At 71.3% G+C, this 15130-nt stretch carries 15 protein-coding genes; 8 read left to right on the top strand and 7 right to left on the bottom strand.

What is annotated here, in order from left to right; genetic code table 11:
* The first annotated feature begins 36 nt into the window (after positions 1–36).
* Genes JGS22_RS00925 through JGS22_RS00910 form a run of 4 tightly spaced genes read left to right on the top strand, consistent with a single transcriptional unit; the run spans position 37 to position 4298 of the window.
* Positions 37–1041 carry an ABC transporter permease gene (locus JGS22_RS00925; RefSeq protein ID WP_211038721.1) on the top strand — a complete coding sequence of 335 codons (1005 nt, stop codon included), beginning with the start codon at positions 37–39 and terminating at the stop codon, positions 1039–1041.
* The gene (locus tag JGS22_RS00920; protein ID WP_211038719.1) at positions 1041–1997 is read left to right on the top strand and encodes an ABC transporter permease; all 957 of its coding nucleotides are present in this window, start codon (positions 1041–1043) and stop codon (positions 1995–1997) included. Before JGS22_RS00925 ends, JGS22_RS00920 begins: the two co-directional genes overlap by 1 nt.
* Positions 1998–2001: 4 nt before the next feature.
* A complete protein-coding gene (locus JGS22_RS00915) occupies positions 2002–3102 on the top strand; it encodes an ABC transporter ATP-binding protein (RefSeq protein WP_211038717.1) in 1101 nt (366 codons plus the stop codon).
* Positions 3099–4298, top strand: a complete 1200-nt coding sequence (locus JGS22_RS00910) for an ABC transporter ATP-binding protein (protein WP_211038715.1) — start codon at positions 3099–3101, stop codon at positions 4296–4298. Before JGS22_RS00915 ends, JGS22_RS00910 begins: the two co-directional genes overlap by 4 nt.
* A 54-nt stretch (positions 4299–4352) precedes the next feature.
* Here the strand turns inward: JGS22_RS00910 and JGS22_RS00905 are convergent, their stop codons facing one another.
* A complete protein-coding gene (locus JGS22_RS00905) occupies positions 4353–4976 on the bottom strand; it encodes a trimeric intracellular cation channel family protein (protein WP_211038713.1) in 624 nt (207 codons plus the stop codon).
* A gap of 79 nt (positions 4977–5055) precedes the next feature.
* Here JGS22_RS00905 and JGS22_RS00900 point away from each other — a divergent pair, with 79 nt between their 5' ends.
* A complete protein-coding gene (locus JGS22_RS00900; protein WP_211038711.1) occupies positions 5056–5913 on the top strand; it encodes a thioesterase family protein in 858 nt (285 codons plus the stop codon).
* A gap of 120 nt (positions 5914–6033) precedes the next feature.
* Here JGS22_RS00900 and mnmA read toward each other — a convergent pair whose 3' ends face one another.
* On the bottom strand, positions 6034–7164 hold the full coding sequence (mnmA, locus tag JGS22_RS00895; protein ID WP_211038709.1) for a tRNA 2-thiouridine(34) synthase MnmA: 1131 nt from the start codon (positions 7162–7164) through the stop codon (positions 6034–6036).
* Between the two features lie 110 nt (positions 7165–7274).
* Here mnmA and JGS22_RS00890 point away from each other — a divergent pair, with 110 nt between their 5' ends.
* Positions 7275–8030, top strand: a complete 756-nt coding sequence (locus JGS22_RS00890; RefSeq protein ID WP_211038707.1) for an N-acetylmuramoyl-L-alanine amidase — start codon at positions 7275–7277, stop codon at positions 8028–8030.
* A gap of 189 nt (positions 8031–8219) precedes the next feature.
* On the opposite strand, the gene JGS22_RS00885 is transcribed toward JGS22_RS00890, so the two are convergent.
* Positions 8220–9392: a cysteine desulfurase family protein gene (locus JGS22_RS00885; RefSeq protein WP_211038705.1), complete on the bottom strand. Its 1173-nt coding sequence runs from the start codon at positions 9390–9392 to the stop codon at positions 8220–8222.
* Positions 9393–9622: 230 nt separating this feature from the next.
* Positions 9623–10513 (bottom strand): non-homologous end-joining DNA ligase, encoded by an 891-nt coding sequence (gene ligD / locus JGS22_RS00880; protein WP_211038703.1) that lies wholly within the window; start codon positions 10511–10513, stop codon positions 9623–9625.
* 40 nt (positions 10514–10553) lie between these two features.
* On the opposite strand from ligD, the gene ku reads away from it, so the two are divergent.
* The gene (gene ku, locus JGS22_RS00875; RefSeq protein ID WP_211038701.1) at positions 10554–11615 is read left to right on the top strand and encodes a non-homologous end joining protein Ku; all 1062 of its coding nucleotides are present in this window, start codon (positions 10554–10556) and stop codon (positions 11613–11615) included.
* A gap of 69 nt (positions 11616–11684) precedes the next feature.
* Here ku and JGS22_RS00870 read toward each other — a convergent pair whose 3' ends face one another.
* From JGS22_RS00870 to JGS22_RS00860, 3 genes are all read right to left on the bottom strand, one after another.
* On the bottom strand, positions 11685–12326 hold the full coding sequence (locus JGS22_RS00870; protein WP_308405450.1) for a DUF1963 domain-containing protein: 642 nt from the start codon (positions 12324–12326) through the stop codon (positions 11685–11687).
* A 201-nt stretch (positions 12327–12527) separates the two neighbouring features.
* Positions 12528–13001, bottom strand: coding sequence for a Dps family protein (locus JGS22_RS00865; protein ID WP_211038777.1), 474 nt, complete (start codon positions 12999–13001; stop codon positions 12528–12530).
* 132 nt (positions 13002–13133) lie between these two features.
* Positions 13134–14156, bottom strand: coding sequence for a rod shape-determining protein (locus tag JGS22_RS00860; RefSeq protein WP_211038699.1), 1023 nt, complete (start codon positions 14154–14156; stop codon positions 13134–13136).
* Between the two features lie 178 nt (positions 14157–14334).
* On the opposite strand from JGS22_RS00860, the gene JGS22_RS00855 reads away from it, so the two are divergent.
* Positions 14335–15048, top strand: coding sequence for an SDR family oxidoreductase (locus JGS22_RS00855; RefSeq protein WP_211038698.1), 714 nt, complete (start codon positions 14335–14337; stop codon positions 15046–15048).
* Positions 15049–15130 lie beyond the last annotated feature (82 nt).

Here is a 15130-nt window from a genome sequence, read left to right as displayed (position 1 = left end):
GGACCTGCCTTATGACGAAAGAAAGGGGGAACGAGCGTGCTGCGTCTTGTGATCCGAAGACTGCTGCAACTCATTCCCACCCTGGCTGGCCTGTCGATCCTGCTGTTCCTCTGGGTGCATCGGCTTCCCGGCGGACCCGCCGCGGCCATGCTGGGGGAACGCGCCACCGCCGAATCAAAGGCGAGGATCGAGGAGCAACTGGGCCTCGACAAACCCGTGATGGAGCAGTACTGGCTGTTTCTCCAACGAATAGTCCAAGGTGATCTGGGCACGTCGAGCCAGACCGGGCAGCCGGTTCTCGACGAACTCCTGCTTCGTTTTCCGGCGACTGTCGAGCTCGCTCTCTCCGCGATGCTCCTCGCCGTTGTGGTCGGAATTCCGCTCGGCTATTTCGCCGCCCGCAGACGCGGTGGCTGGCTCGATGTCGCGGCCGTTTCCGGCTCTCTTCTCGGTATCTGCATCCCGGTGTTCTTCCTGGCCTTCCTGCTGCGCGCCCTCTTCGCGGTGAACCTCGGCTGGTTCCCCGCGGGCGGTCGCCAGGAGACCGGGATGAACGCGACGGAAGTCACCGGGTTCTACGTCCTCGACGGCCTGCTGACCGGCGAGTTGGACGCGGCCTGGGGGGCCATCAACCACCTGGCGCTGCCGGCGATCGCGCTCGCCTCCATCCCGCTCGCCATCGTGGTGCGCATGACCAGGGCCAGTGTTCTGGAGGTGCTCGGCGAGGACTACATCCGCACCGCCGAGTCCAAGGGCCTCAACAAGAGCGTGGTCCGCATCCGGCACGTCCTGCGCAACGCCCTGCTGCCGATCGTCACAGCGATCGGTCTGCTCACCGGTGGTCTGCTGTCGGGAGCGGTGCTGACCGAATCGGTGTTCTCCTTCGGCGGGATCGGCTCCTTCCTCAAGGATGCGATCGACAACCGTGACTACCCCGTGCTCACGGGCTTCATCATGTTCATCGCCGCCACGTTCGTCATCATCAATCTGCTGGTCGACGTGGCGTACAGCCTGATCGACCCGAGAGTGCGGGTGCACTGATGAGTCTCGACACGAAAGCAGCCAAGATCGACCGGCTGGCCGAGCTCACCGCGAAGCAGGAGACCAGCACCGGCGCCAGCCTCTGGGTGGAGGCGTACCGACGTCTGCGCACCAGCAAGATGGCCCTCATCGGTGCGGTCGTCATCGGCCTCTTCGTGGTGCTGGCCGTCGTCGGCCCGTGGGTCGCACCGCACGACCCCACCCAGATGTGGCGGGGCGAGGTGTTCCGCAACAGGGGCATCTTCGTCGGCCCGCGCGACGGCAACTGGTTCGGACTCGACCAGCTCGGCCGCGACGAGTTCTCCCGAATGCTGGTCGGTGCGCGCCAGACCCTGATGGTCGGCGTCGTCGCCACCCTGCTCGGTCTGACCGTCGGCGCGATCCTCGGTGGACTCTCCGGCGCGGCCCTCACCCTCGGTGGCAACACGGGGCGCAAGGTCGACACCGTGATCATGCGTGTCATCGACATGATGCTCGCGATGCCCTCGCTGCTGCTCGCGGTCTCCATCGCGGCGGTGCTCGGACAGAGCCTCACCACGGTGATGATCGCCGTGGGTGTGGTCCAGATCCCCATCTTCGCCCGGCTGTTGCGCGGTGCGATGCTGGCGCAGGGCGGTGCGGACTACGTGCTCGCAGCCAAGGCACTGGGCGTGCGCAAGCGCCGGATCGTCTTCTCGCAGATCCTGCCGAACTCGCTCAGCCCCGTGATCGTCCAGGCGACGCTCTGTCTGGCGACCGCCATCATCGAGGCGGCGGCGCTGTCGTACCTCGGACTGGGCAACCCCAACCCGGCGACCCCGGAGTGGGGCGTCATGCTGGCGGAGTCCCAGGCGTTCTTCGACGACGCGCCCATGCTCGCGGTCTACCCGGCGGTGGGCATCATCATCACCGCTCTCGGCTTCACCCTGCTCGGTGAGGCCATGCGGGAAGCACTCGACCCGAAACTGCGGAGCTGATGACATGGCACTGCTTTCCGTGGACGAACTGAGCATCACCTTCACCCGTCGCGGGCAACGCGACGCGAAGGCGGTGTCCGGGGTCTCCTTCGACATCGATCCCGGCCAGGTCGTCGGTCTGGTGGGGGAGTCGGGCTGCGGCAAGAGCGTCACCTCGCTCGCGCTGATGGGCCTGCTCCCCGACAAGGGCGTACGCATCGGCGGTACCGCCGACTACGACGGCACCGACCTGCTCTCGCTCAGCAAGAACCGCATGCGCGACATGCGCGGCACCCAGCTGGCGATGATCTTCCAGGACCCGCTTTCCTCGCTGAACCCGGTGGTCCCCATCGGTGTCCAGGTCACCGAGATCCTCAAGCGGCACCGGGGGATGAAGGGTGAGGCCGCGCGCAAGGAAGCGGCCGATCTGCTGGACCGGGTCGGCATCCCCGACCCGACCAGGCGGCTCAAGGAGTACCCGCACCAGCTCTCCGGCGGTATGCGCCAGCGGGCGCTGATCGCGATGGCCGTGGCCTGTGCGCCGCGGATGCTCATCGCGGACGAGCCGACGACCGCCCTCGACGTCACCATTCAGGCCCAGATCCTGGAACTCCTCAAGGAGTTGGTCGACCAGGAGGGCACCGGACTGCTGATGATCACCCACGACCTCGGCGTGGTCGCCGGGCTCTGCGACAAGGTGAACGTGCTCTACGCGGGTCGTGTCGTCGAGTCCGCCGAGCGCAGGCCGCTCTTCGCGGCGCCGACCCACCCGTACTCGCACGGGCTGCTCGGATCGATTCCCCGGCTCGACGCCCCGCGCGGCGAGAAGCTGAACCCGATCCGCGGCTCCATCAACGACAACATCGAGTGGGCGGACGGCTGCGCCTTCGCCCCGCGGTGCGACTACTACACGATGGAGTGCCTGACCGGTACGCCGCAGCTCACCGAGCCGCTGACCGCCGGCCACCAGGTCCGCTGCGTGAACCCGGTGGTGGAGGGCTCGACCCCGAACGACGACGGGGACGCGGGCCGGGCGGAGTCCGCGGGCGAGGACGCCGTGGGCGACGCCCGCGACGGCAAGTCCGCGGACATCGAGAAGGCGGACACAACGGAGGCCAGCTCATGAGCCTGCTCGAACTGAAGGGCGTGAAGGTCCACTTCCCGGTCAAGAAGGGCATCTTCTTCGACCGGGTGGTGGGGCACGTCTACGCCGTCGACGGAATCTCCCTGTCGGTGGAGGCCGGGCAGACCTACGGTCTGGTCGGCGAGTCCGGCTGCGGCAAGACGACGCTCGGCCGTGCCGTGCTGCGCCTGAACGACATCACCGAGGGCGAGGTCGTCTTCGACGGCACCGACCTGGCGAGCCTCCCCGAGGAGGAGATGCGCCGTCAGCGCCAGCGCCTCCAGATGGTCTTCCAGGACCCGCTGGGCAGCCTCAACCCGCGGCAGAACATCGAGTCGATCCTCTCCGAGGGCATGGCGGCGCACGGTATCGGCGCCAACCAGGACGAGCGGCGCGAGAAGATCAAGGAGATCCTCGCCAAGGTCGGCCTGCCCACCAACGCGCTGGCGCGCTACCCGCACGAGTTCTCCGGCGGACAGCGCCAACGCATCGGTATCGCCCGGGCTCTGGTGCTCGAACCGGACGTCATCATCTGCGACGAACCGGTCTCCGCGCTCGACGTCTCCATCCAGGCCCAGGTCCTCAACCTGCTGGAGGAGATCCAGGACTCGATGGGGCTGACGTACGTCGTCATCGCCCACGACCTGGCCGTGGTCCGGCACATCTCCGACGTGATCGGCGTGATGTACCTGGGTTCGCTGGTCGAGGAGGCGCCGAGTGACCTGCTCTACGCGGAGCCCAAGCACCCGTACACCAAGGCGCTGATGTCGGCCGTACCGGTGCCGGACCCGGAGGTGGAGGACAACCGCGAGCGCATCCTGCTCACCGGGGACCTGCCCTCGCCGGCCAACCCGCCCTCCGGCTGCCGCTTCCACACCAGGTGCCCGTGGAAGCAGGACACGCTCTGCGCGACCGACCGGCCCGAGCTGAAGGACCTCGGCGACGGCCACCGGGTGGCGTGCCACTACGCGACCGAGATCGCCGAGGGCAGGCTCCGGCGTTCCGGCGAATCGGTCCCCGCGACGCTTCCCGGCCCGCCCTCGCTCACGCACGAGATGCACGAGATGCACGAGCGCGAGGAGCAGGAGGAGCAGGAGGAGCGCGCGGTGGACACGGCGCAGAAGGTGCAAAAGGGGCAGAAGGGGCCGGGCTCCGGAGCTTCCGGGGGCGACGAACCCGCCCCGGCGCGCGAGGGATAGCCGTTCGCGACCGCGGCCCGGCAGCCCTTTGGGGGTGCCGGGTCGCAGTCGTGCTCAGCTGTTGCCGTGCTCGTCCTCGCGGTGCGGACGGGGCAGCGAGAGGCCCAGGAACATCGCGCCCAGCCGCAGCGCGAAGACCAGCCCCGCCGAGACGACCGTCGCCGGGGTCCGAGCCACGTCCAGGGTGTCCAGCAGCAGGTAGCAGAGCGCGCCGGCGAACGCTGCCGTCGCGTAGACGTCCTCGCGGAGCAGCAGCGGGGGGAACTCGCCGCACAGCACGTCCCGTACGACTTCGCCGGTCACCCCGGTCAGCACCGCGAGGATGAGGACGGCCACCGGCGTTACCCCGGAGTCGATCGCCGCGCGGGCGCCGATGACGGTGACCACCGCGAGCCCGATCGCGTCGACGACCAGCAGCGAGCGGTGCGGAAGCTTCCAGAACCGCAGATAGCAAATGGTGCCGACACCGACGCCGGCCACCACGGTCAGCAGCACCCAGTCCTGCGTCCAGTAGAGCGGGTGACGGTCCAGGATCAGGTCGCGCAGGGTGCCGCCGGAGACGGCCGCGGCGAAGGCGAGCACCAGACCCCCGAAGGGGTCCATGTTCGCCCGGTGCGCGGCGAGGACGCCGCTGGCGGCGAAGGCGGAGACACCCACCAGGTACAGGACGTGCAGCATGACGAAATCATCCCACTCGGCTGTGCGGGCACCCTTGCTGACCTACCCGTCAGTAAGGCGAGCGGGTACCGTCATCCGCATGACCCAAGCAACGATCGGATCGAGCGAGTTCGACCGTGACACCCGGGTGCGGCTCCGTACGGACGGAGTCTTCGACGCGGACCTCCCCGAGGGCTGGAGCGTCGGAGCCGGGCTCAACGGCGGATATCTGCTCGCCCTCCTCGGCCGGGCGCTGGGCGAGGCGCTGGAGCGGCCCGACCCCTTCACGATCACGGCCCACTACCTGAGCGGCACCACCCCCGGACCTGCCGTCATCCGCACCGATGTGGCGGCCCGCAGGCACAGCACGGCCACCGGCTCGGCCCGGCTGCTCCAGCCGGACGCGGACGGCAACGAGGTCGAGCGCGTACGGGTGCTCGGCACCTGCGGCGACCTCTCCGCGCTGCCCGCGGACGTCCACACCACCGCCAAACCGCCGGAGATCCCGCCCTGGGAGCACTGCGTCGGCGCGGAGCACAGCCCGCACGACGCGGAGCGGATGCCGCCCATCGTGCACCGGCTCCGCCTGCGGCTCGACCCGGCCACCCTCGGCTGGGCGATCGGCGAGCCCAGCGGCAAGGGGGAGATGCGCGCCTGGTTCGCGCTCCCCGACGGTCGGGACCACGACCCGCTCTCGCTGCTGCTGGCCGTGGACGGACTGCCCTCGGTGGCCTTCGAGTTGGGCATCGACGCCTGGGTGCCGACCGTCGAGCTCACCGCGCACGTACGGGCGAGGCCGGCGCCGGGCCCGGTACGGGTCGCGCTCACCACCCGCAACGTGGCCGGCGGTTACCTCGAGGAGGACGCCGAGGTGTGGGACAGCGAGGACCGACTGGTCGCCCAGTCGCGGCAGTTGGCGAAGATCAAGCCGAAGCCCTCGCACTTCCGCAGCCAGTGACCGTACGCCGACGCGGGCCGCCGAGCAGGCGCCCGCGTCGGCCCCGTGTGCGGTGCGTCGGCCCCGTGTGCGGGGGTGCGTCGGTCGGGCGGCGCGAAGTGCCGTGCGCGGCAGGGGAGTTCAGCCGCCGACCCGCTCCGGGCGCCGGGTGCGGGCGATGGTCGCCGAGCCGACGACCCGGGTGCCGTCGTACAGCACGATCGCCTGGCCGGGTGCGACCCCGCGCACCGGCTCGGTGAAGTCGACCTCCAGCCGCTCCGCCACCAGCTCCGCCGTCACCGTGGTCTCGCCGCCGTGCGCGCGCAGTTGGGCGGTGTAGGTGCCGGGGCCCTGCGGCGGCGTGCCGCACCAGCGTGGGCTGATCGCCGTGAGCCCCACGACGTCCAGCGCCTCCCGCGGGCCCACCGTGACGGTGTTCTCCACCGGGGAGATGTCCAGCACGTAGCGCGGCTTGCCGTCGGCGGCGGGATGGCCGATCCGCAGCCCCTTGCGCTGGCCGACGGTGAAGCCGTACGCACCCTCGTGGCCGCCGACCCGGTTGCCGTCCTCGTCCAGGATGTCGCCCTCGGCGACGCCCAGCCGCCGGGCCAGGAAGCCCTGGGTGTCACCGTCGGCGATGAAGCAGATGTCGTGGCTGTCCGGCTTCTTCGCGACCGCGAGGCCGCGCTGCTCGGCCTCCGCCCTGATCTCCTCCTTGGTGGTCAGGGTGTCGCCGAGCGGGAACATCGCGTGCGCCAGCTGCCGCTCGTCCAGCACCCCGAGCACGTACGACTGGTCCTTGGCCATGTCCGACGCCCGGTGCAGCTCGCGGGCTCCGTCCTCGCCCGTCACGACGGTCGCGTAGTGGCCCGTGCACACCGCGTCGAACCCCAGGGCCAGCGCCTTGTCCAGCAGGGCAGCGAACTTGATCTTCTCGTTGCACCGCAGGCACGGGTTGGGAGTACGGCCCGCCTCGTACTCCGCGACGAAGTCCTCGACCACGTCCTCGCGGAAGCGCTCGGCCATGTCCCAGACGTAGAACGGGATGCCGAGCACGTCCGCGGCGCGGCGGGCGTCCCTGGAGTCCTCGATCGTGCAGCAGCCCCGTGCGCCGGTGCGGAAGGACTTCGGGTTCGCCGAGAGCGCCAGGTGCACCCCGGTGACCTCGTGCCCCGCCTCGGTCGCACGGGCGGCGGCGACGGCGGAGTCCACGCCGCCGGACATGGCGGCCAGTACGCGTAGCCGCCCGGGCGGCACAGTCGAATCAGTCATAGCCACTCAAGGGTACGGGGCCGTCCGGGGAACCCTGGGGGCGGCGCAGACGTCCTGCTTGCAGGAAGCACCAACACCACCGGCACACCATCAGGGCAGGGGCGCGAGCCATGACAGCGGAGCCCGGAACGACCGAGCCCGAATCGGCCCGGTCCGGCAGCGCGGGACCGCCCTCCGAGCAGGGCGCTCGCAGCGGCCCCAGCCGCCGAGGGCTGCTGCTCGGCGGCGGCGCCGCACTGCTGGCCGGTTCCGCGGCCTACACCCAGCGCGACACGCTGCGGCGCTGGTGGTGGCGGCTGCCGGGAAACGAAAAGCCGCGCAAGGAGGGCGAGGTCGACCACCGGGGCGCCGAATGGGTCGCCGCCTCCTCCGCCAACTGGCGCCGCGCCAACCGTCCGGACGACTACGGGATCGACCGAGTGATCGTCCACGTCATCCAGGGCGACTACGCGGTCGCGCTGAAGGTCTTCCAGGACGCGGGCCACGGCGCCGCCGCGCACTACGTGCTGCGCACCTCCGACGGCCGTGTCGCCCAGACCGTGCGGGAGTTGGACGTCGCCTTCCACGCGGGCAACCGCGAGTACAACGAGCGCAGCATCGGCATCGAGCACGAGGGTTTCGTCGACCGCCGGGAGGGCTTCACGGAGGAGATGTACCGCGCCTCCGCGAAGCTGACCGCCGACATCTGCGACCGGCACTCCATACCGAAGGACCGCCGCCACATCATCGGCCACCACGAGGTGCCGGGCGCCGACCACACCGATCCGGGGGAGCACTGGGACTGGGAGCGCTATCTGCGCCTGGTCAGGGCCGTTCCGCCGCGCTCCGGCGCCGGTCCGGGCGCGGCCGGCGGCGGAAAGGGCTGAGCCCCGCGCCGCCGGACGTGCGCCGGGGCGGCGGTGCGTGCCCGCCCGGTTGCGGCCGAGTGGTGTGTGCGCGGGTGGTATGGGCTCGGGGGTGTGGGCGGGCTCGGTGCGCGCGGCTTGATGGCGTGCGCCCGGGTGAGTGTGCGGCCGTTCGGCGCTTGGCCCGGGGCGTACGCGGTGGGTGCCGGCTCAGCTCAGCCCCGCCGTGCGTGCGCGCTCCACGGCCGGGCCGATCACCTTCGCCACTTCGGTGACGTCCTCGGCGGTCGAGGTGTGCCCCAGCGAGAAGCGCAGCGTGCCGCGCGCCAGCGTCGGGTCGGCGCCGGTGGCGAGCACCACGTGGCTGGGCTGCGCGACCCCCGCGGTGCAGGCCGATCCGGTGGAGGCCTGGATGCCCTGGGCGTCCAGCAGCAGGAGGAGCGAGTCGCCCTCGCAGCCGGGAAAGGAGAAGTGGGCGTTGGCGGGCAGCCGGCCGGCCGGGTCCGGATCGCCGCCGAGGACCGCGTCCGGCACCGCGGTGCGCACCGCCGTCACCAGCTCGTCACGCAGCCCCGCCACCCGCGCGGCGAACTCGCCGCGCCGCTCGGCGGCCAGCTCCGCCGCCACCGCGAAGGCGGCGATCGCGGGCACGTCGAGCGTTCCGGACCGTACGTCGCGCTCCTGGCCGCCGCCGTGCAGCAGCGGCTCCGGGGTCTGGTCGCGGCCCAGCAGGAGCGCGCCGACGCCGTAGGGGCCGCCGATCTTGTGGCCGCTGACGGTCATCGCCGCCAGCCCCGGATGGTCGAAGCCGACCTCCACCTGGCCGACCGCCTGGATCGCGTCGGAGTGCAGCGGGATGTCGAACTCGGCCGCCACCGCGGCCAGTCGGGGCACCGGCAGCAGGGTCCCGATCTCGTTGTTCGCCCACATCGCGGTGATCAGCGCGATCTCGCGCGGGTCCGCGTGTTCGACGGCCGCGCGCAGCGCCTCGGGACGGACCCGGCCGTGGCCGTCCACCTCGATCCACACGATCTCCGCGCCCTCGTGATCGGCGAGCCAGTGCGCCGCGTCGAGCACCGCGTGGTGCTCGACCGGGCTGACCAGCAGCTTCCTCCGGGCCGGATCGGCTGCTCGCCGGGACCAGTACAGGCCCTTGACCGCGAGGTTGTCCGCCTCGGTCCCGCCGGCGGTGAAGACGACCTCGGAGGGGCGTGCGCCCAGTGCGGCGGCCAGCCGCTCGCGCGACTCCTCGACCGCGCGGCGAGCCCTGCGCCCCGCGCTGTGCAGGGAGGAGGCGTTGCCGGCGAGGGGCAGTTGGGCGGTCATCTCCCGTACCGCCTCCGGGAGCATCGGCGTGGTGGCGGCGTGATCGAGGTAGGCCATGATTCCTCGATTCTACGGTTCCGCTTGGAGCCGCCGCGGGCACCCGTACGCGGAACGGCGAGGGAGAGAGCGGGTGTTGCTGACGAAGCGTCAGTTCCGGGCTGCGAGGGGTCGGGGCCACTTGGGGCCGGCTGCCTGCGGTCGGCCCGACTGCCCCGGTGGTCGACCCGCCTCGGCTGTGGCGGTCCGCGGTGTGGAGAGACGGGGCGTGGCTGACCGGGTCGTGACGGTCAGGGTTTCGGCAGGGAGTGCGCCGTGGTCTCGTCGGACAGCGGCGCGCAGAGGTCGCCGAACTCCTCCAGTCGCTCGGGAACCGAGCGGATGTCGAAGCTCAGCTCGCCGGCTTCGGTGCAGTCGGCAACCTCGTCCCAGGTCACGGGGGTGGAGACGGTGGGTGCGTGTGCGCCGGCGCGCACGGTGTACGGGGCGGCTGTCGTTTTCGCGCGGGCGTTCTGGCTGTAGTCGATGAAAACCCGGCCGCGCCGCAGCGATTTGTCCATTCGGTGCACCGCGAGTCCGGGCAGCGCGGCCTCCGCCTCCTGCGCGAGGCCGCGCGTGTACGCCACCACCTCCTCCGAGGGGGTGGGGTCGATCGCCGCGAGCAGGTGGAGCCCGGCCGAGCCGGATGTCTTGGGAAGTGCAGGGATGCCGTCCGCGGCCAGTCGCTCCCGCAGCCAGAGCGCGACCGTGCAGCATTCCACGATCGTCGCCGGACTACCGGGGTCGAGGTCGACCACGAGCCGGTCGGCCGTCTCCGGCGCCGCGGCCCGCCACTGCGGTACATGCAGCTCGGTCACCAGATTGGCAGACCAGATCAGGCTCGGCAGATCGTTGAGCAACACCTGTCGTGCGTGCGGGGCGTCCCGCCTCGGCACCGGCGCCGTCGCGACCCAGGAGGGTGTGCCCGGTGGCACGTTCTTGGCGAAGAAGCGCTGGCCGGAGGGGCCGTCCGGGAAGCGCAGAAAGCTGACCGGCCGCCCCGCGAGGTGCGGCAGCACCGCCCAGGCGCAGGCAGCGTGGAAGTGCAGCAGCTCCCCCTTGGTGGTGCCGTCCGGATACAGCACCTTGTCCAGGTTGCTCAGCGCTACCCGCCGACCCTCCACGACCGTCATTGGCGACATACCCTGAGAATCGCACAAAGCGGTCAAGTGAGGTGATCTCGTGCGATCGATCTGGAAGGGGTCTCTCTCCTTCGGGCTGGTCAGCATCCCGATCCAGCTGTACGGCGCCACCGAGAACCATCGGGTCAGCTTCCACCAGGTGCACACCAAGGAGGGCTGCGGCGGCCGTATCCGCTACCGGAAGTTCTGCGACCTGGAGGACGTCGAGGTCCAGTCCGACGAGATCGGCAAGGGCTACACCGCGGACGACGGTTCCACCGTCGTGCTCACCGAGGAGGACCTGGGCTCGCTGCCGCTGCCCACCGCCAAGACCATCGAGATCCTGAGCTTTCTGCCGGCCTCCGAGATCGACCCGATCCAGCTGGACAAGCCCTACTACCTGGCGACCGACCACGCGGCAGCGGCGAAACCGTACGTGCTGCTCCGCTCGGCCCTGACCCGCTCGGGCAAGGCCGCCGTCGCCAAGTTCGCGCTGCGCGGCCGGGAGGCGCTCGGCCTGCTGCGGGTGGTGGACGACACGCTCGTACTGCACTCCATGCTCTGGCCCGACGAGGTCCGCTCCGCCGGCGGGATGGCGCCCGATGCCTCGGTGACCGTGCGTGAGGCGGAACTGGACATGGCGGAGACGCTGATGGAGTCGCTCGGCGAGCTGGACTGGAGCGAGCTGCACGACGAGTACCGGGAGGCGGTGCGGGAGCTTGTCGCCGCCAAGCAGCAGGGCCGCTCGCCCTCGGAACCGGCAGCGGCGCCGAGCGGGGGCAAGGTGATCGATCTGATGTCCGCGCTGGAGAGCAGCGTCGCCGCCGCCCGGGAGGCCAGGGGAGAGTCCGAGGCGACCGTGACAGAGCTGAAGTCGCCGCAGAAGAAGGCGACTTCGGCGCGCTCCTCGACCGGAAAGTCGAGCGGGGGCGGCGAGAAGGGGACGGCCGCGAAGACGGCCAAGCGGCAGGCGGGGAAGGCGGCCAAGAAGTCGGCGGCGAGCGGCGGCGCGGGACGCTCCGCGACCGCCAAGAAAACAGCTGCTCGCGGCGGTACCAAGAAAGCCGCGGCCAAGCGCGCCGAGCCGGCGAAGAAGACCGCGAGCCGCAAGCGGGCCTCCTGACCGCGCCGCCGCGGCGTACGTCCTTCGAGGCCGCCGAGAGGGTGCCCGGCGGGGCGCCCCGTCGGGTCGTCAGCACTGCCAGAGGAACGCGGCCTCGCCGCACGGCGCACAGAAGAACGCGTAGCCGCACCCGCCCCCGCCGAACCCCAGCTCCGCCTCGTGGTCGTGCCCCTCCTCGAGCTGCGCCGCGAAGGACATCCGGCGGTCGCACGCCGGGCACTCGGGTACTTCCTCGCCCTGGAGCCAACTGGGCTCGCCGCCCCAGGCCCCGAGTACCTGCCGCGGCGAAACGCCTCGGCTCTCGGCCCAACTGCCTCTCGCCTCGTCGTAGTTGTCGGCCTCGACCTGCTGGTACGCGATGCCGCTGCTCGCGGCCACCAGCGTCTCCCCCTGCGGCGGCTCGGCGGCCGTGAGCGCCGCCTCGGCGGGGAAGAGCCGCGCAGTGTTGCCACCCGAGTCCGGGTCCCACTCGTCGCACATGCCCGGGTCGTTCTGGCACATCCAGACGGCGAGGGTGCCGCTGCCCTCGGCGGACCCCTTCGGGCCCTGCTCCGCCAGCTCGTCCAGGCGCAGTTGGGCGATAAACCGCATGGGCAGCCCGCACTCGCCACAGGCCGGCCACTCGAACCCCGGGGGCACCAGCGGGACACCGCCGGTGCGGGTCGCACGTGCGGTGTCCTCGGGGCCTGCGTAAGTCATCAGTGTGAGCACGCGACCCAACCTAGCGACCGCCACTGACAACGGTGCCGCCGGGCGGCCGGCCCCGCCGTCGCACCGACCTGTCGCGCACTGTCGCACCGCGCCCCGCACCGCACTGCCGGCACGACCGCGCCCGGCGCCCGTGGTGTGTGCACGGGCGCCGGGCGCGGTCGGATCGGTCGGGCCGCTCTCGGTATGACCGAGAGCGCGGCGTCAGCTGCCGTTCTCGGCCTGGAACATCCAGTGGTGCTTCTCCAGCTCGCCGGTGAGGCTGATGAAGATGTCCTCGGTGACCGGGTCGGCCTTGCCCGCGGCCTTCATCCGGTCGCGCATGCGGCCGACGATCCCGCTCAGCGAGTCGACCATCGCGCCGACCGCGTCGGTGTCCCGCTGCCAGCCCTCCGCGACGGTGCTGATGCCCGTCGTCGCGGCGACGGTCCCCACTCGGCCGTCGGGGGGCACTCCGAGGGCCGAGGCGCGCTCGGCCACGGTGTCGCTGTACTGGCGTGCGGTGTCGACCACCTCGTCGAGCTGGAGGTGGATCGAGCGGAACCGCGGGCCGACGATGTTCCAGTGGGTCTGCTTGGCGACCAGTGACAGGTCGACGAGGTCGACCAGCGCGCCCTGCAGGGCCCCGGCCACCACCCTGAGGTCTTCGTCCGGAAGCGTGCTCTTGACGGCGTACATCCTTGGACCACTCACTTTCGTGCTGCTCGTGGATTCTCGGACCCCGTTCGCCAGCGTACGACCTGTCGACGGCACCCGCGTGTGCGCGGCTCGCGCACCGGACGCGGGGCGGCCGGACCGGGCGGCGGAGGCTCAGGCGGCGTGTGCCAGCAGGCGCGGGCGACCGAAGAGGGCGGCCAGCTGGTCGTACTCGGCGAGGCAGCGCGCGGTGCCCAGAGCGACGCAGGTCGTCGGGTCGTCCGCGACCACCACCGGCATTCCGGTGGTGCGGGAGATGCGTTCGTCCAGGCCGCGCAGCAGGGCGCCGCCGCCGGTGAGGACGATGCCGCGCTCCATGATGTCGCTGTAGAGCTCGGGCGGGCACTCGTCGAAGGCGGAGGTGACCATCTCGGTGATGGTCTCCAGCGCCGGCTCGATGACCTCCAGCAGCTCGGCGGTGGTGAGGTCCGCGTACTTGGGCATGCCGGTCGACTTGTCGCGTCCGTGCACCTGGACGCCCGCGCCCCGGCCGAGTTCCAACTTGACGCGCTCGGCGGTGCTTTCGCCGATGGTCACGGAGTGCTCGCGGTCTGCGTGAGCGACGATCGCCGCGTCCAGCGAGTCGCCGGCGACCCGGCAGGAGCGGGAGACGACGGTGCCGCCCAGCGAGATGATCGACAGTTCGGTGGAGCCGCCGCCCAGGTCGACGACCATTGAACCCTGCGGCTCGTACACCGGCAGGCCGGCGCCGATCGCGGCGGCCATCGGCTGCTCCACCAGGTGGACGGACCTGGCCCCGGCTCGTGCGGTGGTCTGGAGCACGGCTTGTCGTTCGACCTCGGTGATGCCCCGGGGAACCGAGACGATTGCACGGGGTGCGCGGGCGCGGGCGGTGCGGGCCCTGCGCAGACAGCGCCTCAGCAGTGCCTCCGCGGCGTCCAGGTCGGTGATGACTCCTTTGCCGAGGGGACGGGTCGCGACGACCGAGCCCGAGGCGCGGCCCACCGCGTCCGCCGCTTCCCTGCCCACGGCCCTCACCTTGCCGTTCGCGGAGTCGACCGCGACGATGGACGGTTCGTTCAGGATGATTCCTCTGCCTCGGCTGCAGACCAGGGTGTTGGTGGTGCCGAGGTCTATGCCGATGTCCCGAGTGCTGAACGACGTGCGCTTTGCCATTTCGACCCCGCTACTCCGTGGGATTTGCGCTTTATGTCGGAACTGCTCGTGCAGCATACCGAGCGGGCCCGCGACGCGCTGGCTGACCAGCGAGATGTGCCGCCTCCCGCAATCGGGCGCCGCACTGGCATATGGGTGCCGGGCGCCACGACGCCTGCCGGTGCGTCATCATGTGGGCATGGCAACGCATCTGATCACGGGAGCCGGCTCGGGCATCGGAGCGGAGGTGGCGCGCGCACTGCTGGAGCGGGGTGATGAGGTCTGGTTGCTCGCCAGGAACGCCGGCCGGGCGAAGGAGACGGCGGCGCAGTTCGCGCCGGTGGCCGAGGAGCACGGCGGGCGGCTGCGCACACTCGTCGGCGACCTGGCCCAACCGTCCCGGCTCTCCTGGGCGTTCGGACACCAGACGATGCCCGCCGAGCTGGACTCGCTGCTGCACATCGCGGGAGTCGTCGACCTCGGCCGAGTGGACGAACTCACCCCGAAGGTGTGGGACGCGACGCTTGCCGCCAATCTGGTGGCGCCGGCCGAGCTGACCCGGCTGATGCTCCCGCAGGTGCGCCTGGTGCGCGGGCACGTCGTGTTCGTCAACTCCGGCGCCGGCCTCCACGCAAACCCGCACTGGAGCGCCTACGCCGCGAGCAAGCACGGGCTCAAGGCGCTCGCCGACTCCCTGCGGGGCGAGGAGGCCGCGGCGGGCGTACGTGTCACCAGCGTCTATCCGGGCCGCACCGCCACCCCCATGCAGGTCAAGGTGCACCGGCAGGAGGGCAAGGAGTACGACCCGCAGGCGTGGATCGACCCGGCTTCGGTGGCCAGGACCGTCCTCGCCGCGATCGACCTGCCGCGCGACGCGCACCTGACCGACCTCACGGTGCGCCCCGGCTCCTGACGGCGGGCGACGGACACGGCGGCCGGAGACGACGGGCGACTGACGACGGGCGACGGGCGACTGACGGCGGCCGGCGGACGGC

The sequence above is a fragment of the Streptomyces tardus genome, assembly GCF_018101125.2.
GTDB classification, from domain to species: domain Bacteria; phylum Actinomycetota; class Actinomycetes; order Streptomycetales; family Streptomycetaceae; genus Streptomyces; species Streptomyces tardus.
This window is presented reverse-complemented; position numbering and strand designations above follow the sequence as displayed.